The sequence below is a fragment of the Desulfovibrio sp. JY genome (assembly GCA_021730285.1).
Classification (GTDB): domain Bacteria; phylum Desulfobacterota; class Desulfovibrionia; order Desulfovibrionales; family Desulfovibrionaceae; genus Solidesulfovibrio.
This window is the reverse complement of sequence record CP082962.1, coordinates 4,321,411-4,346,285: the sequence shown is the minus strand read 5'-3', so window position 1 is coordinate 4,346,285 and position 24,875 is coordinate 4,321,411. Positions and strand designations below refer to the sequence as shown.

General features: G+C 61.7%; 18 protein-coding genes, 1 other RNA gene and 1 CRISPR repeat array. Of the genes, 7 read left to right on the top strand and 12 right to left on the bottom strand.

Going from position 1 to position 24,875, the window contains the following annotated elements; all coding sequences use genetic code 11:
- The first annotated feature begins 1 nt into the window (after nt 1).
- A complete protein-coding gene (gene cas2, locus K9F62_19460) occupies nt 2–292 on the top strand; it encodes a CRISPR-associated endonuclease Cas2 (protein UJX40838.1) in 291 nt (96 codons plus the stop codon).
- A 282-nt stretch (nt 293–574) separates the two neighbouring features.
- A CRISPR array of direct repeats spans nt 575–2,738; the repeat unit is 32 nt; unit sequence GTCGCTCCCTGCGCGGGGGCGTGGATTGAAGC.
- A 554-nt stretch (nt 2,739–3,292) separates the two neighbouring features.
- Nucleotides 3,293–5,086: a calcium-binding protein gene (locus K9F62_19455; protein UJX40837.1), complete on the top strand. Its 1,794-nt coding sequence runs from the start codon at nt 3,293–3,295 to the stop codon at nt 5,084–5,086.
- Between the two features lie 241 nt (nt 5,087–5,327).
- Here K9F62_19455 and K9F62_19450 read toward each other — a convergent pair whose 3' ends face one another.
- Complete coding sequence (locus tag K9F62_19450; GenBank protein ID UJX40836.1) at nt 5,328–6,668, bottom strand: sensor histidine kinase N-terminal domain-containing protein; 1,341 nt, start codon at nt 6,666–6,668, stop codon at nt 5,328–5,330.
- Nucleotides 6,665–7,327, bottom strand: a complete 663-nt coding sequence (locus tag K9F62_19445) for a response regulator transcription factor (GenBank protein ID UJX40835.1) — start codon at nt 7,325–7,327, stop codon at nt 6,665–6,667. Before K9F62_19445 ends, K9F62_19450 begins: the two co-directional genes overlap by 4 nt.
- Nucleotides 7,328–7,425: 98 nt before the next feature.
- On the opposite strand from K9F62_19445, the gene dsbD reads away from it, so the two are divergent.
- Together dsbD and K9F62_19435 are read left to right on the top strand one after the other, a co-directional pair.
- A complete protein-coding gene (gene dsbD, locus K9F62_19440; protein UJX40834.1) occupies nt 7,426–9,201 on the top strand; it encodes a protein-disulfide reductase DsbD in 1,776 nt (591 codons plus the stop codon).
- A gap of 38 nt (nt 9,202–9,239) precedes the next feature.
- Nucleotides 9,240–9,881, top strand: a complete 642-nt coding sequence (locus K9F62_19435) for a DsbA family protein (protein UJX40833.1) — start codon at nt 9,240–9,242, stop codon at nt 9,879–9,881.
- 143 nt (nt 9,882–10,024) lie between these two features.
- On the opposite strand, the gene K9F62_19430 is transcribed toward K9F62_19435, so the two are convergent.
- The 5 genes from K9F62_19430 to K9F62_19410 all read right to left on the bottom strand — a co-directional run bounded on the left by K9F62_19430 (nt 10,025) and on the right by K9F62_19410 (nt 17,358).
- On the bottom strand, nt 10,025–11,695 hold the full coding sequence (locus K9F62_19430) for a PocR ligand-binding domain-containing protein (protein UJX40832.1): 1,671 nt from the start codon (nt 11,693–11,695) through the stop codon (nt 10,025–10,027).
- A gap of 95 nt (nt 11,696–11,790) precedes the next feature.
- Nucleotides 11,791–12,450, bottom strand: coding sequence for a response regulator transcription factor (locus K9F62_19425; protein ID UJX40831.1), 660 nt, complete (start codon nt 12,448–12,450; stop codon nt 11,791–11,793).
- 276 nt (nt 12,451–12,726) lie between these two features.
- On the bottom strand, nt 12,727–13,518 hold the full coding sequence (locus tag K9F62_19420) for an aquaporin family protein (GenBank protein UJX40830.1): 792 nt from the start codon (nt 13,516–13,518) through the stop codon (nt 12,727–12,729).
- 328 nt (nt 13,519–13,846) lie between these two features.
- The gene (locus K9F62_19415) at nt 13,847–14,815 is read right to left on the bottom strand and encodes a glycyl-radical enzyme activating protein (GenBank protein ID UJX43256.1); all 969 of its coding nucleotides are present in this window, start codon (nt 14,813–14,815) and stop codon (nt 13,847–13,849) included.
- Nucleotides 14,816–14,943: 128 nt separating this feature from the next.
- The gene (locus K9F62_19410; protein UJX40829.1) at nt 14,944–17,358 is read right to left on the bottom strand and encodes a glycyl radical protein; all 2,415 of its coding nucleotides are present in this window, start codon (nt 17,356–17,358) and stop codon (nt 14,944–14,946) included.
- 393 nt (nt 17,359–17,751) lie between these two features.
- On the opposite strand from K9F62_19410, the gene K9F62_19405 reads away from it, so the two are divergent.
- Nucleotides 17,752–18,387, top strand: a complete 636-nt coding sequence (locus K9F62_19405; protein UJX40828.1) for a hypothetical protein — start codon at nt 17,752–17,754, stop codon at nt 18,385–18,387.
- 91 nt (nt 18,388–18,478) lie between these two features.
- Here the strand turns inward: K9F62_19405 and K9F62_19400 are convergent, their stop codons facing one another.
- From K9F62_19400 to rnpB, 4 genes are all read right to left on the bottom strand, one after another.
- Nucleotides 18,479–19,429 (bottom strand): IS1595 family transposase, encoded by a 951-nt coding sequence (locus tag K9F62_19400; GenBank protein UJX40827.1) that lies wholly within the window; start codon nt 19,427–19,429, stop codon nt 18,479–18,481.
- A 403-nt stretch (nt 19,430–19,832) separates the two neighbouring features.
- Nucleotides 19,833–20,915 (bottom strand): IS110 family transposase, encoded by a 1,083-nt coding sequence (locus K9F62_19395; GenBank protein ID UJX40826.1) that lies wholly within the window; start codon nt 20,913–20,915, stop codon nt 19,833–19,835.
- A 136-nt stretch (nt 20,916–21,051) separates the two neighbouring features.
- Nucleotides 21,052–22,260 (bottom strand): 2-C-methyl-D-erythritol 4-phosphate cytidylyltransferase, encoded by a 1,209-nt coding sequence (gene ispD, locus K9F62_19390; GenBank protein UJX40825.1) that lies wholly within the window; start codon nt 22,258–22,260, stop codon nt 21,052–21,054.
- Nucleotides 22,261–22,289: 29 nt separating this feature from the next.
- An RNA gene (gene rnpB / locus K9F62_19385) (RNase P RNA component class A) lies at nt 22,290–22,652 on the bottom strand.
- Nucleotides 22,653–22,804: 152 nt separating this feature from the next.
- Between rnpB and K9F62_19380 the strand changes: the two genes are divergently transcribed.
- Entirely contained in the window at nt 22,805–23,209 is a 405-nt protein-coding gene (locus tag K9F62_19380; GenBank protein UJX43255.1) for a hypothetical protein, read from the top strand.
- 143 nt (nt 23,210–23,352) lie between these two features.
- Here K9F62_19380 and K9F62_19375 read toward each other — a convergent pair whose 3' ends face one another.
- A complete protein-coding gene (locus tag K9F62_19375) occupies nt 23,353–23,904 on the bottom strand; it encodes a response regulator (GenBank protein UJX40824.1) in 552 nt (183 codons plus the stop codon).
- Between the two features lie 222 nt (nt 23,905–24,126).
- Between K9F62_19375 and K9F62_19370 the strand changes: the two genes are divergently transcribed.
- Nucleotides 24,127–24,873, top strand: coding sequence for a DUF547 domain-containing protein (locus tag K9F62_19370; GenBank protein ID UJX40823.1), 747 nt, complete (start codon nt 24,127–24,129; stop codon nt 24,871–24,873).
- The last annotated feature ends 2 nt before the right edge of the window (nt 24,874–24,875 follow it).

Sequence of the window (24,875 nt, the reverse complement as noted above, 5' to 3'; positions counted from 1 at the left end):
CATGATGGTTCTGGTAAGCTATGACGTGAACACGCAGGATGCCGCCGGACGGCGTCGGTTGCGGAGGATCGCGCGGCACTGTGAGAACTGGGGACAGCGGGTGCAGTTTTCGGTTTTCGAGTGCGTGGTGGACCCCGCCCAGTGGGTAGCCCTGCGTACCAATCTGCTGGAGTGCATGGATACGGAGAAAGACAGTCTGCGGTTTTATTTTCTCGGGGCCAACTGGAAAAATCGTGTTGAGCATGTGGGGGCCAAACCCGCCTATGATCCGCAGGGACTTCTCATTCTTTAACAGCCTTCCGGATGTGCGGGATGCGGCGGACATTGGCCAGCGACCGTCTGCGAGGAACAAGCTGGCCCGGAAAAATGCCAGGCGCGGAGGAGGGGAGGCTGGGGTGCGAGGACCTGAAGCACACAGGGTTTTCCTGGGAGGTCCTCGATTTTGTAATGCATTGATATAATTTACTTAATATTTTTGTGGTTGAAGTGATCCAGCGCTTGCCGTTCGAGGTTGACGCCGTCCTCGAATCGTGGCTGGCAAATCGTGTGACGGCAAGGCATAATCGGCGTAACAGTCGCTCCCTGCGCGGGGGCGTGGATTGAAGCGCCGTCTCCTGCGCTTTGGTGTCCGAGCACTCCGGGTCGCTCCCTGCGCGGGGGCGTGGATTGAAGCCTCGCCTCGGAGAGAAAAAGACGGCCCGAGTCCGAGTCGCTCCCTGCGCGGGGGCGTGGATTGAAGCATTTTCTCGACGTAATTTTGTTGTAATACAGGAAGTCGCTCCCTGCGCGGGGGCGTGGATTGAAGCCAGGCTGACTTGGCCACTGACGCTACCGGGACTGCGTCGCTCCCTGCGCGGGGGCGTGGATTGAAGCCGCCCGTCGGCTGCGGCCCGGCCTCCGCGTGCGCGTCGCTCCCTGCGCGGGGGCGTGGATTGAAGCTCATGCGCTGGACAACAATGCGCCCCCGGCGACCGGTCGCTCCCTGCGCGGGGGCGTGGATTGAAGCATCCTTACGTTTAGAGCCACGCCGGGTAACCTCCGTCGCTCCCTGCGCGGGGGCGTGGATTGAAGCATTTCAGCATTGACGAGGTCCTCAATAACGTCTGGTCGCTCCCTGCGCGGGGGCGTGGATTGAAGCATGGTGGCGACAATCCCCCGAGAGTTCGAGCATGTGTCGCTCCCTGCGCGGGGGCGTGGATTGAAGCATCGCTGGGATCGAAGGGCGGCATGCTCAAACAGGTCGCTCCCTGCGCGGGGGCGTGGATTGAAGCAAGCCTCAAGAGACCCTACCGGACCTGGAATTTCGGTCGCTCCCTGCGCGGGGGCGTGGATTGAAGCACGGCCCCGGCCAAGGGCGGGCGGTCAAGCGCGACGTCGCTCCCTGCGCGGGGGCGTGGATTGAAGCAGATACAAATAATACATGTCCTTGCCAAGGACAAGGTCGCTCCCTGCGCGGGGGCGTGGATTGAAGCACGCAGTTTTGCCTCCGCCTCTTCCGCACGTCGCGTCGCTCCCTGCGCGGGGGCGTGGATTGAAGCTCGTACTGTTTTGTATCCGGGGAAGGCGCTCCATCGGTCGCTCCCTGCGCGGGGGCGTGGATTGAAGCCCGACCGTACGTGACTTGGTTAAAGCCGGCGCGTTCGTCGCTCCCTGCGCGGGGGCGTGGATTGAAGCACCCCGACGACGTTGCGCAGCAGGCCCATTTTGTGGTCGCTCCCTGCGCGGGGGCGTGGATTGAAGCGTTTTGCAGATCGCTTTCATGTCGCCCCCTTTAGTCGCTCCCTGCGCGGGGGCGTGGATTGAAGCGCTTTCGGCCGACGAAACGATGGTGCAGCCGGCGTGTCGCTCCCTGCGCGGGGGCGTGGATTGAAGCGTTCCCCGAGACGGAAATCGAGGTCGCGGCGGGGTCGCTCCCTGCGCGGGGGCGTGGATTGAAGCACCAACGCGGGCGGCTCCACGGGCGGGGCGATCAAGTCGCTCCCTGCGCGGGGGCGTGGATTGAAGCATCGTCGGCAAAGGCTTAGAGCGGACTGACCCGGGTCGCTCCCTGCGCGGGGGCGTGGATTGAAGCACGGCCCCGGCCAAGGGCGGGCGGTCAAGCGCGAGTCGCTCCCTGCGCGGGGGCGTGGATTGAAGCGCAGGCCCGGTGAAGGTCACCACCCGTTGGATGTGTCGCTCCCTGCGCGGGGGCGTGGATTGAAGCCCTATGCCCGAACCGAACTTGCCCGACATCGAGCCCGTCGCTCCCTGCGCGGGAGCGTGGATTGAAGCATCAATCGTTTAAAAGAGTCTAATGTAGTGCGTGAGTCGCTCCCTGCGCGGGAGCGTGGATTGAAGCAGGAAGGGGAGGTCATGCCCCTGGTCGTCTCCGGGTCGCTCCCTGCGCGGGAGCGTGGATTGAAGCCATTGCGTACCGCTCTCCTACGGCACGATCAGCGGCGTCGCTCCCCGTGCGGGGGCGTGGATTGAAGCATGCCCTTCATCTTCTTGCGCCGCTCCCGAACCAGTCGCTCCCCGTGCGGGGGCGTGGATTGAAGCACCGCATGGGCATGAACGACATGGCCGGGCTGGGTCGCTCCCTGCGCGGGAGCGTGGATTGAAGTCTGGACGGAGGGGTGCGCCAGGACATCAGGACCACGTCGCTCCCTGCGCGGGAGCGCGGATTGAAACGTCGAACGATGCTTCAAGCTCTCAAGGTAGACGCCAGTCGCTTCCCGCACGGGGGCGTGGATTGAAGCGGATATACCGTGGCGTCGGGAAAGTCATACCTTAATAGAATGAATAAAATATTCGGTAAATTTATTCTGGAGTAGCCCCCATTTAGACCGGAACCGACCCATATGCACAGCCTCGCTGCCAGCTCCTCCGCCAACGCGACTGTTACCCGAACCCCCCATGCGAGTCTCTTTAACAGGAGACGGTATGTTTATTTCAAGGCCGCAACTTCAGGGCTTTTTGGCGTCAATTTTGCTATATTATTTATTGGGAAAAAAATTCCCCTCTGGGTCTCCATTGCCTCGAGCGGCAAGAGGGTGAGGAGGAAACATGTCCGGCGTTCACGCAACTGCGAAATCCTGTACTGAGGACGTCAAAAAGGATTACCCGGGGAGAAAGGCTCCGTTGGCAGGATGACAGCACGGCGGGAGAGCCTGACCGCTTCAGGCGCGTTCCCCGATACACTTCATACCGTGCCGCCATTGGTCAATTTTTGACACGGAGTACATGCCTTTAAAAAATGAGTTGGATGCGCCTTATGTAACGTCGTAATAGTTTATATTATAATGAGTATTACATGAACAGTATTTCATATGCGTATAATGTTCATCAGTGGACTGCGCCAGAGCGAATATATGAATTTCCCATGGAGCAATTGGATACGTCCACTGCGACTGCTGCTGCGGGCGATGCCGTCTCCCTTGGCCAATCCGGCCAGAGCCAGACCGAGCGTGCGCAATCCCTGTTGGAGCAAACGTTGCTATCCCGCGGTTGCACCATGCATAATTTGCTCAAGGGCCTGGTGCGCTCCGCAGATATGGTGAGCGGCGCGGATCTACTTGAATACCTCAATAAGGGCACGGTATCTCCCGCCTTGGCCGCCGCGCGAGGGATAGCGCCGACGCAGACGCAAGACGCGCTGACCACCGGCAGCGGCATGCGTGTTGTTGTGACAACAAATTATCACAATGCTGCCGTGACGGGAGCTTCCGTTTCCGTTGTCCGCGCCAACGGGCAAAGCGTCGCCTTTGCAGCGGACGGCAACGTGCGCCTTAACGAGCGGGAAGACGGATCTCTGGCCGTGGCCTTTGCGTCCACGGGTGAAATCCGCATTTACGCTGCGGACGGTTCCGTGACCGTGGAACAGGGAGCGCCCGGCGAACTGTCCGGCACGGACGGAAACGACGTATTTTTGCAACTTACGGCGGCCAGCACCATTGACGCGGGTGCGGGCGACGACGCCATTGTCGTGTTGGCCGGGGGCGGAGCAACCAACGCCGGCGCGGGCAATGATACTATTCTGGTCGGCAAGGGGGTTGCAGGCGCGACCTGCCTCAATGCCGGCAATGGAAATGACACCCTCCGCGGCGACGTCCTGAATGCCTGTATTTCCGTCGATATGGGCGATGGCGACGACACCGTGGAGGTGGGCAATGTGAAGGGGAACATAGATTTGGGGAACGGCGACAATACCGTGAAAGCCGATTATCTTGCCGGACGGGTTACTGCGGAGGATGGCAATAATACATTGAATATATGTTCCCTTGCTGGCAAAGTTACTGTTGGTGGTGGAAGCAATGAATTTAATACCTGCTCTCTTGAAGGCTATGTTTCTGCGGGATGCGGCACTAATACATTGACTACTTGTTCTTTGTCAGGCCAGATTATTATGGGGAATTGCGATAACACCCTGAATGCCAGTTATCTTTCAGGTCAGGTTACTGCGGGGGGCGGCGACAATACCATCACTGCGTGTTCGGGGAGCGGGAACATCATGCTGGGCAAAGGGAACAACACGATTACGGCTGATTCATGGCGTGACGGCGGCATAACGGCAGGCGACGGAAACAATGCTGTCCTTATCAACTCCTTTCAAGGAATGCTTGCCGCAGGTGGTGGAGACAATACCGTTAACATAGGGCGTATGTTCGGCCATAGCAAAACATCCATTTTTCTGGGGCAAGGCGATAATACGGTCACAGTAAATATGATAGGTGGTAAGGTGGAAATGGGCGATGGCAATAACACTCTGCGCTGGAATTCGTCAGCTCCTGGCGTATCAATCCATCTTGGCGATGGAAACAACACTGCCATAGGGTGCAGCATGGATATAATTGGCGACCTTACCTTGGGTGACGGCAACAATACTCTTGAATTGGCAGAGTATTTTGGCTGGTTTACCTTGTCGCCAAGCATCAGCGTGGGGAATGGCCAAAATACCATCTTTTTTGGGAGAGACGAAACCCCTGTGAAGCAGGGCACCGGGCAGACCACCTATCTCAATCGGTCCATGACCACAGCGGAGATTGAAGCACGCAATGCCGCTAACGATAATTTCATGCACGAGTGGAGTGCCCGTTATTTTGGTTGAACGGACGAAGAACCATCAGCAAAAGCGGGGAACGCCGGCAAAATGGAGGAGGATTTTCGGCGGGCGCCTTTGAAATCCGCCGCTCCTGAACCCCCTGTGGTACGGTAGCGAACCGCTTTGAGCTGACGAACCGCCACAACCCAACGTCGGCGGACCGTGTAGAGGAGATTGCTTCGAAATTTATCCCCAAGAACGGCAAGGCCTATGCTGTAGGGCTGACGGCACGTCCATCGGGACAACCTCAAGGGCACGAAGTGGTTGCGCGCAGCAACACAGCCATGGCCCTAAGCCCCAGGCCGCCTTCTCGATTTTCCAGCACAAGGTGGCCTCCCATCTGTTGCAGCACGGCCTCGACGATGGCGAGTCCCAGCCCGCACCCCGCAGGCGTCTGCCGTTTGCCGCGAAAGAAGCGTTGCGTCGCCAGGGGAATTTCGTCAGGAGGCATGCCGGGGCCTTCGTCTTCCACCAGTATGCCACGCCCATCCGGCATGACGTTCCAGGTGACGGTGCCGCCGTCTGGCGTATGTTGCAGTGCATTTTCATGGAGGTTGCGCAGGGCGATGCCGAGGGTTTCCCGATTCGCCGTGATCGTGAAGTCTCGCAGGGCGGGATCGATGCGCACCGTGATGACCTGCCCGGCCGGCTGCGCCGATTTGCCGATCTCCTCGATAATCTCGCCAACGCAAATCGGCTCCGCTTGGCTGGTGACCAGTCCGCTTTCGAGCTTGGCCAGGGTCAGCAGTTGGCGCACCAGGCGCGTGGAGCGGTCGACGGAGAGCAGGATGTGCCGCAAGGCTCCTTGCCGGACGCCGGGATCGTCGGTGGCCATGGCGATTTGCGCATGGGTCTTCAACCCGGCCAGGGGCGTGCGGAGTTCGTGGGCGGCGAAGGCCGTGACATCTCGTTCGTGGCGTCGGGCCGTCTCCACCTTGGCGAACAGGCTGTTTAATGCCTCGGCCAGGGGCAGAAGTTCGTCAGGGGCGTGTCGTGTCCGCAAAGGCCGCATGTCGTCGGCTGCCCGGGATTTGAGCTCCACGGCCATGCCGAGCAGTGGGCGCAGTCCGCGTCCCAGGCTGAGCCAGATGAGGCCGCCGAGCAGGGGAAGCATCAGGATGGCGGGGATGGAAAGCCCCTTGACCAGGTCGACCGCAAGCTGGTCGCGCTGGCCGAGACGGTCGCCGATCATCACGCGCACGCCCTTGGCCGGGTTGTCGATGGTGTACACCCGCCAGTATTCGCCCTGGATGCGGCGATCGGAGAAGCCGGACGCCTGGTCGGTCAGGGAGACGTCCGGCGCGCTGCCGGACCGGGCGAGAAGGTGTCCGTCCAACGTCCATATCTGGCAGGAAAGCTGGCGTTCATAATGTTCCGGCGTTGCGGCGGCGCTTGCCGCGGCGGCAAAGGAGGGGCCGCTTTTGGCCACGAGGGAATTGACCATGCGCGCCGCCTCCTTCAGGCGGGTGTCGAGCACATGTTCGAGTTCCGCTTTTGCCCCCACGAAAATCCAGAGGATGCCGCACAGCCATATGATGCCTGTGGCGGCGACCAGAATGACGAAAAGACGCCGGCGCAGGGACGTCATGGCGAGACCCGCATACGGTAGCCAATACCCCGTACGGTTTCTATTTTTTCACGGCCGACCTTGGCCCGTAAATGATGCACGTGCACCTCCACCGCATTGCTTTCCACTTCCTCGCCCCAGCCGTAGAGGCGATCCTCGATTTCACCCTTGGAGCGGATCGCGCCGGGATGCTCCATCAAGAGCGCCAGGACCGCGAACTCCCGCCTGGACAGCGTGAGAGGCTGCCCGTTTAAGGTGACCGACAGGGTTGACGGCTCAAGGGCAATGCCGGCGGCCGTCAGGCAAGGGGAGGCGCGCCCGGCTCCACGCCGTCCTATGGCCCGGATGCGTGCGGCCAGTTCCTCCAGATCAAAAGGCTTGCCGCAGTAGTCGTCCGCGCCGAGGTCGAGTCCCTTGACCCTGTCCGCGATCTCGTCAAGGGCGGTGAGCAGCAGGACCGGGGTGCGGTCTCCCCGCTGGCGCATGCCCCGCAGCACATCAAGCCCGGAACCGTCCGGCAACATCAGGTCGAGCACCACGGCGTCGAAGGTTGTCGTGGCAAGCGCCTCGCCTGCCTGCGCGCAGGAGCCGACCAGATCCACGGTCATGCCGGCCAGGCCAAGCCCCACCTTGAGCCCGTCGGCAAGGATCTGGTCGTCTTCGATAATAAGAATCCGCATGTCCGGCTTCCTCCGCCCCCGGTTTTCTTCCCGCGCCTTAAGGCTGGCTTAAGGTGGACGGCGAAACTGGGGGAAACTTCATTCAAGGAAGGAGCGGCATGTCAAGAGCATTTCCATGGACGTACAGCCTGGCCTTTGTTGTCGCGCTGATCCTGCTTCCCGCCGCGGCACCGGCCAGGACGCCACTTCCGGCCGATGCGGCATTCCGGTTGGGCGTCGCCAGGGGCGGCGACGGGAACCTCGTTTGCACCTGGGATATCGCCCCGGGGCATTACCTTTATAAGGACCGGATCGAAGTCACGACGAACGACGGCAAGGCCGTGCCCCTTGCCCTGCCCCCCGGGCAGGAAAAGGACGATCCGACCTTCGGCAGCACGCAGGTCTACCACGACCACGTGGCGGCGTCCCTCGCCAGGTCGGCCCTGCCTTCCTCGGGCGCGGTCCAGGTGACCTACCAGGGCTGCGCCGAGCATGGCGTGTGCTATCCACCCGTGCGCAAGAACATCGATCTGGCCACGCTCGCGTTGTCGCCGGGAAAAAAGAGCCTTGAGCCGGACGTCGCGCTGCCAGCCGAAACGGCGCAAACCGCCCACGGCAAGACGGACGGCGCGTTGGCGTCCGCGCTTTCCGGCGGCTTGCCGGCGATGGTGTTCAGTTTCCTGGGGTTCGGCCTGCTTTTGGCCTTCACCCCCTGTGTCTTCCCCATGGTGCCGATCCTTTCCGGCATGCTGGCGCGCTCCGGCCGGGAATTTTCGGCGCGCAAGGGACTTGTCCTTTCCGGCGCCTACGTGCTGGCCATGGCCCTTGCCTATGCGGCCCTTGGCGTCGTTGCCGCCTGGTCGGGGCAAAACCTCCAGATTCTGCTGCAACGGCCGGTGGCGATCGTCCTGATGGGCCTTGTCTTCGTGGTCCTCTCGCTCTCCATGTTCGGGCTCTACGATCTGGCGCTGCCGGCATCGCTCACCGTGCGCCTGTCCCGGGCCACGGGGCGGACCGGGGGCTCGGTCGGCGGCGCGGCGCTGCTCGGCTTCGGATCGGCGCTCATTGTCGGCCCGTGCGTGACGCCGCCCTTGGCCGCGGCGCTTTTGTACGTGGCGCAAACGGGTGACATCGCCCGGGGGGCGGCCGCCTTGTTCGCGCTGGGGCTTGGCATGGGGCTGCCACTTCTTGCTTTTGGCGCATTCGGCGGCAGGTTGCTGCCGAAATCCGGCCCCTGGCTCGTCACGGTCAAACAGGTGTTCGGCTTCCTCTTCCTGGGGCTTGCCATCTGGATCCTGGGGCGGGTGTTGCCCGGGCAGGTGATCCGTGGGTTGTGGGGCCTGTTGGCGATCGCGGCCGGAGTGTGGTTCGGCCTGCTGCGAAGCCACGGATACGGGATGCGTCTGGCTGGCGGCGGGATCGCTCTTGGCGGAGTGCTCCTGTTGACGGTCAGCTTGGGCGTTTTCCCCTTTTCCTGTCCCCTGGCAGCCTGCGCCGATGCGCCGACGGCATCCATGGATACGGCGAGTGTTTTTTCTCGCAAGGTGCGCACCATGGACGGGTTTGACGCGGCCATGGCCGAGGCCCGTTCCAAGGGGCAGCCTATCCTGGTCGATTTCTCTGCCGACTGGTGTGTGGTCTGCCGGGAGATCGACCGCGAGGTCATGGCCGATGCGGCCGTTGCCCCGCGCCTGCGCAACGTTTCCATCCTGCGCGTGGACGTAACGGCGGACACTCCCCAAAGCCGCGCGCTCATGCGCCGCTTCGACGTCGTGGGACCGCCCACCCTGCTGTTCGTCGATGCCCATACCGGCCGGGAAATCGACAACAGCCGCTCTGTCGGCGCGGTTTCGGTCGCGCAGTTTCTCCGGACCCTGGGGAAGGTCGGCGCCTGAGCGATCCCCCTTCCAACCGCAAAAGAAAGGATGCATGCATGAAATCGAAGGTGTTGTTTGCGCTTGTCGTCTGTCTGGCCCTGGTGGCCGCCATCGCGCCGTTGCGGCGCGCCGTCGCGACCGAGCAACCCGTGTCCGTGGATTCCGCCGCGGTATTTAACGATCCCGCCGCTCCGGTCACCGGCAATCCGAAAGGGGATGTCACCATCGTCGAGTTTTCCGATTACAATTGCCCCTTTTGCAAGCGATCCGCCGCGGCCCTCGACAAGTTGGTCAAGTCGGACGGCAAAATCCGTGTCGTTCACAAGGATTGGCCCGTGCTGACGGATGCCTCGGCCTATGGGGCGCGCTTGGCCCTGGCCGCCGGCTATCAGGGGAAATACGCCGCGGTCCATGCGGCGCTCATGCAAATCCCGGGCATGCGGATTCCAAAGGACCGGATGCTGGAAGCCGTCAAGGCCTCGGGCGTGGATATGAAGCGTCTGGAAAGCGATCTCAAAGCGCATGCCAAGGAGATCGACGCCTTGCTGGAACGCAATTCCGAACAGGCCGAAACGTTGGGCCTGCAAGGGACGCCGGCATTTCTCGTCGGCCCCTACATTGTTCCTTCCGCTCTTGGCTATGACGATTTCAAGCAGGTTGTCGCCGATGCGCGGACGAAAATGAGAGGCGACAAGTAGGGAGCCTTCCGGGGTGCTTCCTGGAGACGGCCGTAGGTCCGAATCCTTCCGAGCGCACGAAAAGAAAAAGAAGGGGTCAGGGAATGTATGCCTGACCCCTTTTCTCATGCGGATAACCTGGCTGGATACCCGTACGGCGGTCGCTAATGGGGAAGGATCAGATGGAATTCCACGCCGGGAGAACGGGACTTGCTGTCCGAACGAGACGGCGTGCGGCAGAAGATGAAGCCCTGGTGCGCTTCCACGACGAGCTTGCTGAAGGCGAGGCCAAGTCCGATCCCCCGCCGGCCCAGGCCTTCCTCGGTTTGGATCGTGAAGAATTTTTCGAAAATGGTCTCTTGGTAAGCCTCGGGGACGCCAAATCCGGTATCAGAAATGATGATCCAGAGATAACTTCGGGCTGGCACGACCTTCTGGCGGTACGATCCGGGCAGGCAGGGGCTGAGCCCGAGGGTGCTGCCATTGATGACCGTGGTGGAGATATCGATTCTGCCGCCTATCACGTTGTAGTTGATGGCGTTGGCAAGGATGTTGCTGATAGTTCTTTTTATTCGGAATAAATCACAATATAATTTAAGGAAATGTCCTTGTTGTGGGAAGGAAATGGTCAATTCCTTCTCTTCGGCCAGAAGGGAATATTCTTCTATGCATTGGTTTATGATCTTGTGGATATCGTAGTAATTCGCATGGAGTTCGAACCGGCCGCTTTCGTCGCGAAAAATGTCGAGGAAGGCGTTGACCATGCTGCTCAACTGATCGTTGGTATTGATGGCCAGCTTGAGGATTTTCTCCTGATTGCTGCTGACCGGCCCAAGGCGGCCGTTGCACAGCAGTTCCAGGGCCCGGTCGATGGCCAGGATGGGATTGCGCATGTCGTGGGTGAGCATGCCGACGAGGTCTTCCTTCATCTTGGCGATGCGTCTTTCCTCGGTGATATCGCGCAGGATGGCGACGTAACTGACGGCCTTGCCTGACTCGTCGTTGACGCGCGAGAGGGATATCTGGGCGGGAAAAGGTCTTTTTTGCTGCGTCAGGGCCGTCAATTCAAAGCGGAAGTTGTCCTGAGCGCCCTGGTCGAGGTTCTGCTTGTAGGCGTTGAGGATCTTCTCATCCTGGATGAAATTGAGCAGGGACTGCCCCGTGAAGGAGCTCGGCGGGCAGCCGAACACGTCCGCGCAGCGGTCGTTGTTGACGGCGATGGAGAAATCCGTGTCCACGGAGATGATGCAGTCCGAAACGCTGTTGATGAGTTTGTTCAAATATTCCTTGGATTGCAGGGTCAACAGGATCTGCTGCAAGGCCATGTCGCTGATGGTCTGCGTGATGACCGACATGAGGTTGACGATCTTGCGAAGCCGCGAGCGTTTCACCCGGGGAATTTTTTTGAGCGCCAGCAGGTAGCCGTCCAGATCCGTGACGCCGATGCTTTTGGCGCGCAGGACGGCTTCCTCCATGGGGATGGCTTCCTCCAAGACCTGACCGCCGTTGAGGTTCCCGATGTGTTGCCCGGCCACGATGATCGGAGTCGCACAGTCGACCAAGCCCGCATTGAGGCAATCGTAGACGTAGGGTTCCTTGTCGTTGAGCGACATCTTGCCGCCATAGGCGTCGCTGGCATAGCACTTCAGCCGTCCTTCCGTGGTCGCCCGGCAGTAGTCCTTGCAAAAGGTGCAGAAATTGGATTCGCTGGAAATAGGCCGGCCCTCGGTATCGGCGATGACCGATCCGATGCCGCAGGCTTCGTTGACGGCTTGCAAAATCTCATCGAGTTTTTCTTTGGATATCAGATCCAGAAGCTTGATGGACTGCTTCATGACGGCGTGACTCCTGGGCCTGACACGTTTTGCGCCAGTGGGGACCGGGGATTGAGAGGACGGATCGATTCGTGGCCAAGGGCCATGCGGGGCCGTCAATCGATCAGCTTGGCTTCCCGGGCCGCGATCACGGCTTCGAACCGGTTGTTGACGTGGAGTTTCCTGAAAATATGCTTGATGTGCGACTTGACCGTCTCGATGCTCAGGAAAAGCAGCGCCGAGATATCCTTGTTGTTTTTTCCCGCCGCGATGGATCGCAGAATCTGCATCTCGCGATGGGTGAGCGCTTCGATGGGGAGGTCCGGTTGGGCATCCTCGGGGGCCAGGTCGATGGAGAGATTGACCAGATAGGGGGAAACGATGGGCTCGCCGGCATGGAAGGCCTCGATGAGGCGCGCCAGGTTGTCGATGCCGATGGTCTTGAGCACGTAGCCGTCGGCCCCGGCCTGCATGGCGTTTTTGATGTAATTGGTGTCGTTGTAGGTGGAGAGGGCCAGGATCTTCATGGCCGGCAAGACCTTGCGCAAGACGCGGATGGCCGGGATACCCGAGAGGCCTGGCATGTCGATGTCGATGAGGGCAACATCGGGAACGGTCTTTTGGATCTTTTCGATGGTGTCGAAGCCGTTGTCCGATTCGCCGACGATCGTGATGGTGTCTATGCTGTCGAAGGCCAAGCGCAGGCCGATGCGCAGCAAGGGGTGGTCATCGGCGATAAAAAGCGTGATCGGAGGCTTGGCTGCCGTCGGTCCCATGAGCTTCCTCCCTGCCAGTGCGTCTTGCCGGGGCGGCGTTTAAAGCATGCGATATCCTGGGCTTGCTGGCAAGGGTATGTCCCCTTTGTCGTGTCGTGTCGTGCCGGGCCACGCTGCTGGCCAGACGCCCGCCGGCCGGGCCGTCGCCTCGAAAGCGAAACGACGGCCCGGGGGTGCGGTTGCGGGTTCGCGTTGCGTCCATCCAAAGTACGCCAGTATGTCAGGAAACAACGCAATGTATGCTGTGTCGTGTCCCCGTGGGCGCACGGCGCGTGGTCATGACTCGCACGCCTGCGCGCCGTCTTCGCAAAACTCGGCATCGGGGTCTTTGTTCAAGGCGCCCGTGGTCATGTCGTACACGAACGCGCCAAGCGCGCCACCGACCAGGGGACCAAGGATGGGCACGAGCACGATGCTGGCGTCCATCAGGTTGGGCTGGGTGAAGCCGGCCACCAGGGCGAAGAACCGGGGACCGAAGTCGCGGGCCGGATTGATGGCGTAGCCGTTCATGGCGCCAAGGCTCATGCCGATGGCCATGACCAGCATGGCCACGGCCACGGGCCCGATCCAGGGCACTTTGTTCTTGGCCCCGAAGTCGCCGATGGAAAGGATGCCGAAGAGCAGCACGGCGGTGCCGATGACCTGGTCGATGAAACCGGGCCAGAAGCCGGGCACGGCCGGGAAGGTGCAGAAGATGCCGGCCGTTTTGACCAGCGCGGGGTCGGCCATGAGCCATTTGGCCTTGAAATCGAGGAATACGATGGCCGCGCCCAGAAACCCGCCGGCAGTCTGGGCCAGGGCGTAGGGGAGCACCTTGCTCCAGGGGAAGCGACCCGTGACGGCGAGCCCCAGGGTCACGGCCGGATTGATGTGCGCGCCGGAACGCAGGCTGGCGAGCACCCCGAAAAATACGCCCAGGCCCCAGCCGAAGGTGATCGTATCCCAGGAGATGTTGAGTGCATCGCCAAAAAAGACCTTCATGGCCACGCTTCCGGCTCCGAAGATGATGAGGATCATGGTTCCCAGGAATTCGGAGAACATCTCTTTGCTCAATGACGGCGCGCTCATGGTTCCCTCCCTTGCGGCGTTTCGACCGTTATCCCTTCCCCTCCGGGAGGGAATGGGCTGTTTGCCCAGGCATTCCTTCGACACGGTGTTCGCCAACCGGACTTTCGGCCCTCCTGCCCGGAAATGCGGGCAGGAGGCGGCGGTTGGCACACTGCTCCTCATTTGCGCGACGGTCCCCTTGCCGCCGCGCTCCCCCCAGCCTGCCCTCACGACCGGGGCAACTCCCATGGCATGACGCAGGCCTTCGAGGCCAAGAGACGGCCGTGGCGGCGACACGGCGACAAGACGCATCGTCTCCCCCGGCGCTCAGCGCGGAGGGCTTTCGCGGTCAACCGCCGATGGTGACCGCGATGGGAAACGGCTGCAGCGACGCCGTGAGCCGCTCGACCTCGTCCCGGCCGTGGGGAACGAGGCCGTGCAGGGCGTAGTCCTGGCCCAATTGTTGCCATTTCGGTTCGCCCATACGGTGGTAGGGCAGGATGTCCAGGGCGATCAGATGCTTGAGTTCGGCGGCCAGGGCGACTGTCCGGCGCAGGTTTTCCGGCGAGTCGTTGCGTCCCGGTATCAGCGGCAGGCGCAGGCGCGTCGGGATGCCCATGTCGTCGATGGCGCGAAGATTGGCCAGGATGCGCGTGTTGGTCGATCCCGTAAGTTCCTTGTGGACCGCCGCGTCCATGTGCTTGATGTCGAAAAGAACCAGGTCCATGTGGCGCAGGGCCGGCCTCATGACCTGCCAGTCGGCCTGACCGCAGGTTTCGACGGCCGTGTGCAGGCCCCGATTTTTCGCCTCCTCGGCCAACGCCTCCAGAAAGCGGGGCTGGGCGAAGGGTTCGCCGCCCGAAAAGGTCACGCCGCCGCCGGAACGGTCGTAGAATTCCCGGTCGAGCTCCACTTCCTCCATGACCTCGGACACGCTCAGGTAGCGGCCGCAGACCGTGAGGGCGTTGGCGTAGCACACGCGCTGGCATTGCCCGCACTGGGGCAGGGCGCAGCGCTCCCGGTCAAGGACGATGCCTTCCTCCGGCGTGGCCGTGAGGCAGTGATTGGGACAGGCCTCCACGCACTTGCCGCAGCGGATGCAGTTGGCGGCGATGTACATGAGCTGGGGGGCGGGCCGGATGTTTTCCGGGTTCTGGCACCACAGGCAATGGAGCGGGCAGCCCTTGAGAAAGACGATGGTCCGGATGCCGGGGCCGTCGTGGATGGAAAAACGCTGGAAGTCGCTGACCACGCCGGTCGTGTCGTCGGCGTCGACGCCCCGAGGGGAGAAAAGCTGAAATTTCTTGCGCAAGGTCATGGTGGCTCCGTTTGCCATGCCGGGCCGAAGGGGCGGCATGGGCATCGCCCCGTGGCCGTTTTTCGGGCGTCCGGGGAGCCGCCGCCTCCCAGGCGAGGCGGCGGCTTTCGGTTTCCGCTTGCGGACGGCTAGAACATCTGCTCGGTACGCGAGATGATGTCGTCCTGGATGGAGCGGTCAAGGGAGGTGAAGAACGCGCTGTAGCCGGCGACGCGCACGACCAGGCCCCGGTAGTTGTCGGGGTGCATTTGCGCGTCGGTGAGCGTGTCCTTGCTGATGACGTTGTACTGGATATGCGTGCCGCCGCCGTTAAAGAGCGTCTCGGTCACGGCGATGAGGTTGGAGATGCCCTGGCCGTCCTTGAGGGCGCTCGGGTGGAACTTCATGTTGAGCAGGGTGCCGTTGGAGGCGATGACGTGGTCGAGCTTGGTGACGGACTTGACCGAGGCCGTGGGGCCGGAGTGGTCCATGCCCGACACCGGCGAGACGCCGTCGGCCAGGGGCGTGCCGGCCTTGCGCCCGTCCGGGGTGGCCCCGACGACGGTGCCCAGGGGCACGTTGGCCGAGACCGGGTACAGGCCGGGCTGGAAGCGCCCGCCCCTGGGATTGGTGTATTTCTCGACTTCCTTGCAATAAATCAGGGCGCCTTCGTGGGCGATTTCGTCAGCATAGGGCTCGTCGTTGCCGTACTTGGGCGCGCGGTTGACGAGCCTCTGGCGCAGGCTTTCCCCCTCGACGCCGGCGAAGTCCGAGGCCAGGGCCGCCTTGAGCTCGGCGAGGCTGACGGCCTTGTCCTCGTAGACGAGCTTGCGCAGGGCGGCCAGGGAGTCGGCCACGTTGGCCACGCCGACGCCCTGGGGGCCGGTGAAGTTGTAATGCGCGCCGCCTTCCTGGAGGGATTTGCCCTTGACGATGCAGTCATCGACCAGGGAGGACAGGAAGGGCAGCGGGGCGCGCTGGCCGTGGGCCACGTCCACGGCGTTGTCGCTGACCACGAGCAGCTTGACGCTGTATTCCATCTGCTTGCGGTAGGCGGCCATGAGGTCGTCGTAGGTGGCGAACGTGGTCAGGTCGCCGGTTTCCGGGCCGAGGCGCTCGCCGGAGAGGGGATCGACGCCGTTGTTGAGCGTCAGCTCGAGGACCTTGGCGATATTGAAGAATGCGGCGTCGTGCCAGCCCTCGGTCTTGCCGCCGACCTGCGGTTCGACGCAACCGATGATGCCGTAGTCGCGGGCGTCCTCGCGGGTGAGCCCGCGGCTGAGCAGTCCCGGGATGATGAAGCGGTCGTTGTAATAGGCCGGCATGCCAAGGCCCAGGCGCGTCACTTCGGCCGCTTTCTCGTACAGGGCCCGGGGCGTTTCGCTGTGCACCCGGATGGAGATGGAGGGCTGGTAGAGCCGGGTGTTGGCCGTGGCCTGGAGGCACATGTAGGACAGGGGGTTGGTGGCGTCCTCGCCTTCCCGGTCCACGCCGCCGACGATGAGGTTTTGGAACATGGGGTAGCCGCCGAAGGCCTTGGTCGAGCCCTCGTCACGCACCTTGTTGATCTCGTTGAACTTGATGAAAAGCAGGTCCAGCAGCTCCTGGGCTTTTTCAACGCCGAGGTCCTTGTCCCGCAGCAGATAGGGGAACAGGTACTGGTCGAAGCGCATGGGCGAGATGGAGTGGCCGTTGGATTCGATCTGCAAGACGAGCTGGATGAACCAGAAGGACTGGAGCGCCTCGGCGAAGGTTTGGGCCGGGGAGGCGGGCACCGCGGCGCAGACCCGGGCGATCTCCAGCAGTTCGGCCTTGCGGGTCGGGTCGGCTTCCTTTTCGGCCATTTCGGCGGCCAGATCGGAAAAGCGCTTGGCAAAGGCGATGACCGCCTGGTTGGAGATGATGACGGCATTGAGGAAGGTGATCTTGGCCGAGTGGGCCGGGTTGGTCATGTCGAGCCCGGCCAGTTCGGAGCGGGCTTCGGCGATGATGCCGTCGAGGCCCTTGTCCAGAACCTTGGCATAGTCGACGGAGATGTGGCCCACGCCATTGAAATAATAGTTGCCGACGGTGAACACGCCGTATTTCTGGGCTTCCTTGGCGGCGTGGGGCATGAGCGCCGTGGCCAGTTCGTTGGTCGTCTTGCCGTTCCAGTAAGGAAAGAGTTCGCGCAGGGTGGCCTTCTTGGCCTCGGAGATCAAAAAGACGTCGCCGGTGCGTTTTTCCAGGCGATCGAGTTCGTCCTCCAGCCATTTGCAGGAAAACTCGGGAAAGACCGGCGCGGCGCGGGGCTTGGTGCACTGGTTGCCGACGATGATTTCGTCGGGCTGGATGAAGATGGTCATCTGGCCGAGGATCTTTTCCAACGCCTTGGCCCGGCGGATGTGGATGGGCTGGTCCTCGGTCTCCTTGTACGATTCGGTGATGTATTGGGCCCGTTCCACGCAGATTTCGGGAGTCAGGGAGATGAAGCGTTCCCGTATGGCCTCGACACGCGGCGTCGGACCGGGCAAATGCAGTACGTCGATCTTGCTCAACAACTCTTTCTCAATACTGCTGGTCATGACGCAAGCCTCCTGGTGGTTGAGGTTGACGAAGCGGCCCAGGCTTCATGGCAATGCTACATGCGTATTTTCCCTTTGCTTCCCGTTCAAAATATTCGTATCATTGCGCCGTCGCGTGGATGCATCCCTGGCTTCCCCTGGACCGGATCCTTCCGCTACCTTTTCTTATAAAAGCGTGACCTAAAAAGTCTTCCCTTGCCAATCCCCCGAAAGGGGGATTTGTTCTCCCCCCTTTTGGGGATGGGCCGGCCGGTAATCCGCCGGCGTCGCCCCTGGCCCGCCGGAAATCGCCATGACGGTCCCTCGGACGTTGAACCGTGCTTTGGGATAGGCTTGGCTTGCGGAGTCTCCAGATTCCCCCTATGTCGGCAGGAGGTCGGAAAAGGAGGCCCCATGGGACCCAGGTATGGATGCGTTCTCGTGTGGTTGGTTGTCTGGGCGCTTTTTTCCCAGAGCCTGGCCCTGGCCGATGGCGCGGAAACCATTGACCAGAAGGGCGTGTGGGCGTTGCCCGAGGCCGCCTGGACCGACTGTCTGCAAAAGGGGCAGGACGCCACCGGCTGCCTGGCGCGCATCATGGAGCAAACCGGCGCGACGCCCCAGGCCCTGGCCGTAAACAAGCTGCTCGAGGGCGAAGGCTACATGGAGGCTTTCCAGGAAATGGGACGGGTGGACGTGGCGGTGATGGTCTTTCCGCTGCGGGCCAACACCAACGCCGTGACCTATCTGGTCAATGGGTCGCCGACTCTCGTTTCGAGCGAAATCGAGCCCGCCGACCTGCCGCTTGCCGCCGACCCGGTTTATGCCGCCCTGCAAAAGGCCCATCCCGAACTCATGTTCTGGCCGACCGGCGAGGGCCCGAGCGCCGTGAACACCCCGCCCGGCGGCGGCCAGGGGTTCGTCTTCAGCTATCCGCTCCTAAACGGCTGCCACGCCTGCGATGTGCTCGGCCAGGCCTTGCTCTCCCTCGATTTCGGTCCGGACGGTTCCTACCGTGGCCCACGGCTCCTCCGCGTGGAAGCGCGGTAGGAGGCGAAGAGAGGAAAGAAATGCGAGAGGGGAACCCTTTTTGAAAAAAGGGTTCCCCTCTCGCGCTCTCCCCTCCCAAAAACTTTCCTGGTTACGCACAATCCTCAGCCAGTTTGAGCAGTCTGTAAGGCATGGGCGGCGTCCGCAAGGAGACCCAGGCCAACCGCGTGAGCATTGTCGCCAAGTCATAACGGCGATTGAATCGATATCCGAACGAGGCCAGATAGCGCGACACATGTTTGCCTCTCACGGCACGATATGTTCCCAATAATGCTGACTTCACATTGCCAAGCATGGTGTTGACCCACTTAAATACTGAGTCCTGCACAGCCTTGCGGCCACTGTCTTGAACGGGTTCGTGCCGACAGCCCGCAGCCTGGACCTCGGAAAAACATGGCAACCGGTCCGTCACCACCAATGTCCCGGAACGCAAGATTTTCTGAGATGCCCGCTGCACCTCATTACGCCGAAAACCTTTGACTCGGCACAGCTTCATCTTGTGTGGTTGTCCACTTTTTGTCGTTTCAACTGCCGCAATAAACGGAATTTTTCCTGGGGCACCACGTCCACGTTTCCCACCACGTCGTTTACCGCCAAGGTAAGCATCGTCCATCTCTACGCGGCCGGTGAGACGTTGCTGGTGTTCACGTTCGAGCATGACCTGCATCAGCTTGTGAGACATTTTCCAGGCCGTCGTTTGCGTGACACCAAGTCTGCGGGCTAATTCGACACTGGAGATGCCGCCCTTGCTTTGAGTGAGGTGATAAATGGCGCGGAACCACTTCTTGAGGGGAACTTTGGTGGAAGCGAAGATTGTGCCAGCGGTCACCGAAGTCTGCGTACGGCAATGTGAGCACTGAAAGAGCCGTCGCCTGCCAACAATAAGCAGCGAGTACTTATCCCTGCCGCAAATTGGACAAACGAATCCTTCGGGCCAACGCCATTGCACGAGGTGTGCCCAGCATTTCTCCTCGGTGCCGAATTGCGCCTCAAACGCATCTTCGCTCATACCCTTCTGGAATTGCACAATGTTTCTTGCCATATCCAGCGCCTCCAACCCCCAGAAAATACACAAAACAATGACCGCTGACAATTAGCTGATGATTGTGTGTAAGCAGGAAAACTTTTAACGGTGACAAGTTGTTATCGTTAAAAGTCTTTCCTATGTGGCCCGAAGTCAAGCCGGCTGATGTAGTCTAACCGCCCGTTTCCTATTCGCGCCCGAAGCGCCAAGTACCGATTCGGTAGTTTTCGGATTTTCGCCATTTGAGAAACGCCGCCATGCGGCCAGACTTTTCCGCGACCAATCCGAAAAATTGTTGGCTGTTAGGCTTTCAGTCTTCCCCGTTCGTTGCCACAGGTCCTTGTTGGCGCTGCAATACCCTCTTGGCGGGCGAGGAGCACGGGGCTTCCCAGAGCCGGCGTGATCCTCGCCCGCCGCCGTTTCACGCCATAACCGCCTCAAATCGGTACGCTCGTTTCTCCAGGCTCAGCCGCCACAAAATGATGGCCAGTTTTCGAGCTAAGGCTGTGATGGCCTTTTGGGCCAGGCCGCTTTTCCCCAGCAACTTGTGATACCAGGCCTGAGCCTTCGGATCGTGTGCGCGCCATTTCCAGGCCGCCTCCACTAAAAGACTTCGCAGTTTGGTCTGCCCCACGGGCCGTAACCTGGCCCGGCCCTTGCTCTCGCCGCTCTGGCGCACCATGGGCGCAAGTCCCAGATAGCTTGTCACCTCTTCGGCCCGGCTGAAACGTTCCGGCTGAAACAACTCCAGACGGAAGGTCGCGGCGATGAGCGGCCCCACACCGGGCACGGTGCGCAGGCACTTGATGACTTTGTCATGCTCTCCCTGGCGGCAAATTGTCTCAAGTTGCTGTTCAACGAGGGACAATTCGCTGGTGATGGCATGCATCTCCCGCACAAAACTTTCCAGCGTATACCGGGCAGCCTGATGCATGGGCAGTTTAAGCAGGGATGCTACAGCGACCTTGCTCCAGTATTTCAGATTGGGTGGTTCGGTAAGGCCCAAAAAAAGCAGATGGGAATGGATGCGAAGTTTCACACGACGCAGGTCGTCGGCCAGATCGTGTCGTCGGCGCTCCAGGCTCCTCTGGGCTTCTTGCTCCTCGGTCGGCACGGCGATGGGACGCAGCATCCCCTTGGCGGCGTAATCGGCCAGTTTGACGCAATCGAGCCGGTCTGTTTTTGCGCCCCAGACCACGGGGCGGGGAATCCGACTGGGAGCCGCCACGAGATTGGGAATCCCTGCCTTTGTGAGCGCTCTGGACAGGGTGAATCCGGTCGGCCCGGATTCACTGGCCGCCATGGCCACGGTGACGCCCACCGCGGCCAATTTGTCGATCAGAGCCTGCGGGCTCGCCGACATCACCAAGGTGTGGACGACTCCATCAAACCGACGTAACGCAACAAAATAACTATTTTTATGGACATCCAATCCGACAAAAAAAGATCGACCTTGTGAAGCCTCCACAAACGCTTGAAGTTGGGATAACGCTTGTCCTGCCATGTTGGTCTCCTCGCCTCGTTTGTGTCTACGAGCACATTTACTGGCACTATCAGCCAGTTTGAGGGTCGAGGCCAACATGGTATTTGGAAAGGGGGTCCGGGGGGAAACCTTTCTTCAGAAAGGTTTCCCCCAATGCTTATTTCGATGCGAGCTTCCAGCCCGTGACCAGGGCGATGGCCTTGATGCCTTTTTTCTCGCCGGTAAATCCCAGTCCTTCCTCGGTCGTGGCCTTGACGTTGACGTGGGACTTGTCGAGCCCCAAAAGCGCCGCCACGTTCAGGCGAATGGCCTGGGCATGGGGTCCGATGCGCGGAATCTGGGCGATGACGGTCAGGTCCACGTGGGTGATGGCAAGTCCCCGGTCGCGCGCCAGAAGCAGCGCCTCGCTGACGAAGACCCCCGAGGCCATGTTGTCGAACTCGGGATCGCTGTCCGGGAAAAGCTGCCCGATGTCGCCGCCGGCCACACAGCCGAGGATGGCGTCGGTCAGGGCGTGCAGCAGCACGTCGCCGTCGGAATGGGCCAGCACCTCGGGCGCGCCGAGGATAGGGTAGCCGCCGAGTTTCATGGGCCGGGCCGGCTGTTTGCCGGGGTGGGCGGGATCGGCGTAGCGGTGCACGTCGTAGCCGTAGCCGACCACGGGCACGGGCGATGGAGTGGCGTCTTCGAGCAAGAGCAGGTCCTCGGGATTGGTGATTTTCCGGTTGTCCGGGTGGCCGGGTACGGTATGCACCGGGCGGCCGAGGTGCTCGACGAGGCTTGCGTCGTCGGTGACGGTGAAATCCTCGCCGGCGTGGGCGAAGGCCTGGCGCAGCAGGGCCGCGTCAAACCCCTGTGGCGTTTGTACGGCGGCCAGCCGGCTGCGGTCAAAGGTGGCCTGTACCGTTTCTTCGCGCACTTCCTTGATGGTGTCCGTGACGGGCAGCACCGGAATGACGGCTTCGTGTCCCTCGCGAAGGGCGGTTACGACCCGGCCGATGAGCGCCGGATCGACAAAGGGCCGCGCCGCATCGTGGACGAGCACGAAGCGGCAGCCGGACGGCAGCGCGCCAAGGCCGTTTTGGACCGAATCCTGCCGGCGGACGCCTCCGGCCGTGGTGACGACCGCCACGCCCGGATCGTGGGCGGCCAGCAATCCGGCCAGCTCTTCCCGGGCCGCGTCCAGCTCGGTCGGCGGAAACACCACCACCACGCCGACGACATCCGGGCAGCGGGCAAAGGCGGTCAGCGACCGCCAGTAGAGCGGTTTGCCGTCAAGACGCAGAAACTGTTTTTTGATGCCGCCCGAGGCTTCGGCGAGTCGGGTCCCCGAGCCGGCGGCGAGCAGAACGGTCCAAACGGACACGGGACATCCTTCAGGCTAAGGTGGAAAAAAAGGGGAGTCGGCCGATAAGCCGGGTTTTGTTCCCCGGAGATTCCGGGGCGGTCGTCATTCCTCTAGGACCGCGATTACCCGCGGCCTCAAGCAACCTACCCGAGGGCACGGCCGGGCCAGCCTTGACGCCCTCCTATTTGGTCTTGCTCCGAACGGGGCTTGCCGAGCTTGCCGCGTCACCGCGACAACTGGTGGGCTCTTACCCCACCGTTTCACCCTTACCGGCGCATGCGCCGGCGGTTTGCTTTCTGTGGCGCTCTCCCGGGATCGCTCCCGCTGGGGGTTACCCAGCGTCCCGCCCTATGGAGCCCGGACTTTCCTCCCCGGGCCAAAAGGCCCGCGACGACGACCTGTCCGACTCCCCGACATTCCAATAAGGCCGTTTCCCAGGCGCGTCAAAGGGATTGGGGCGATCCCGGTCGGGAAGCTTTCCGATCGGGATATTGTGCCCGCGCCGCGCCGATGATACACGGAAACCATGGGAAATGGCACGAAATTATCGGGAGGCGGCGTGATGCGGACCTGCTTTTTCATGGTCCTTGCCGTGACTGTGGCCAGCCCGGCTTTGGCCACGGATTGGGTCTTTTTGGGCGCGCACGACGACCAGTCCGTGGAACTATACTATGACCGCCACTCCGTGCGGGTGTCCGGAAACACCGTCTGGGTCCGTGTGAAGCGGGTCTTTTCCGAGGACGAAGGCCGGGAACTGGCCGCCGAGCACGGCGACGGGCAACCCATTGCCTACAGTGTGGAGCGCATCCTGCTGGACTGCGCCGGCCGGCGGATCAAGCGCAATGCTGCGGCGTGGTTCGGCGTAAACGGCAAACTGCTCGAACGGACCGTGGCCACGCCGGGCGTGCCCTGGCGGCCCTTGCGCTACGGGGGCCTGGGCCAGGCGCTTTGCCAGGAACTGGATTAGACGGATCACGCTTGTTTAAATTATCTAGATATTCCTTGTAGCTCTGTGGTGATTCGGCTCTGTTGAAGAGTCTTTGGAAAGGGGGTCTGGGGGGAGAACCTTTCTGCAAGAAAGGTTTCCCCCCAGCCTCTTTTCGAGGGGCATCACTGCGGAGGCTTCTTGGGCAAAATTCCGGCCAGGGCTGCGAGCAGCGTCGCCTTGCGCACGGGTTTACGCAGGAAAAGGGTACAGCCGGCTTCCAGACAGGCGGCTTCGTCCGCATTGAGTGCCCTGCCCGAAAGCCCCACGATGGGAGTCGGAGCCAGGCCGCGTCCGGCTTCGTGGGCCCGGATGCGGCGCGTGGCCTCCAGGCCGTCCATGACCGGCATGATCGTATCCATGATGACGCAGTCGTAGGCCCCGGCGACGAACCGTTCCAGCGCTTCCCGGCCGTTTCGGGCTTCTTCCAGGACAACGGGCGCCTCTTCCAGGTACAGCCGCACGAGGTGCCGGTTGATGGTGGAATCGTCGACCACGAGCAGGCGCCAGGGGCCGCCCGGGGGCCAGGCCGGTCCGGTCCGGGCGGCGTTTTTGTCCGGGGACGCGTCCGGCGGAGGGCCGGTCTCCCGCCCGGTCAGAATGCCGGGCAAGGGGGCCGCTGGCGGGGCGCGCCGGCCTGCCGGCAGGTGGTTGGGCGGACGTGGGCAGTCTGGCATAGTGTGTCGCGTGTTGTTTGCTCGTGAAGCGTAACGTTTAACTTGTTGGGTGAAAACGGACAACGAATAGCGGACATATCACGGTTCTTCCAGTATGGAACTTTTTTTTGCCAGGCTCAATAGGGTTCCGCAAAAAAAGAAACCTTCTTGCCTGATGACAACATGAACGTGCTTATGGCAGGCTTGCGGCAAAAGAGAGATCAGGATTATTGAGCTTCTTTTATGAATAGGCGCATTGTTCTGCTGACGGCGATGGTGTTGTTTCTGGCGGCCGTCGTGTCCGTGCCGGCTGTTGCCGGCGACGACGCGGGGTATGGCCGGCTTTTGGCGCGCCATGTGGCGGACGGGCGCGTGGACTATGCCGGGTTGAAAAAAGAGGAAGCGCAACTCGACGCGGCCTTGGAGGCCATGGCCCGGGTCGACCCGGCCGCGCTCTCGCCCCAGGAGCAATTCGCCTACTATATCAATGTCTATAACGCCTGGACCCTGAAGCTGATCCTGGAGCATTACCCGGGCATTCGTTCCATCAAGGAGGCGGGGAGTCTTTTTCGTTCGCCGTGGAAACGGTCCTTCGTGCGTCTGCGGGACGGGGTGGTGAGCCTCGACGACATCGAGCACGGCATCCTGCGGCCGCGTTTCCATGACCCCCGGGTGCATTTCGCCGTCAACTGCGCCTCCATAAGCTGTCCGCCCCTGGCCGGCGCGCCGTATCGCGGCGAGACGCTTGACGCCCAGCTCGACGCCGCGACCCGGGCCTTCGTGAACAACCCGAAAAACACCTTTTTCAAGGACGGCGCGCTGCATGTGAGTCGCATCTTCGACTGGTACGGCGAGGATTTCGGCGGCGAGTCCGGGGTGTGGGCCTTCATCCGCCGCTTCGCCGATGCCCCCCTGGCCGGGGAAATGGACGCCGCGCCCCGCCACGAACTGGTCTATGACCCGTACGACTGGTCGCTCAACGGCGGATAGCC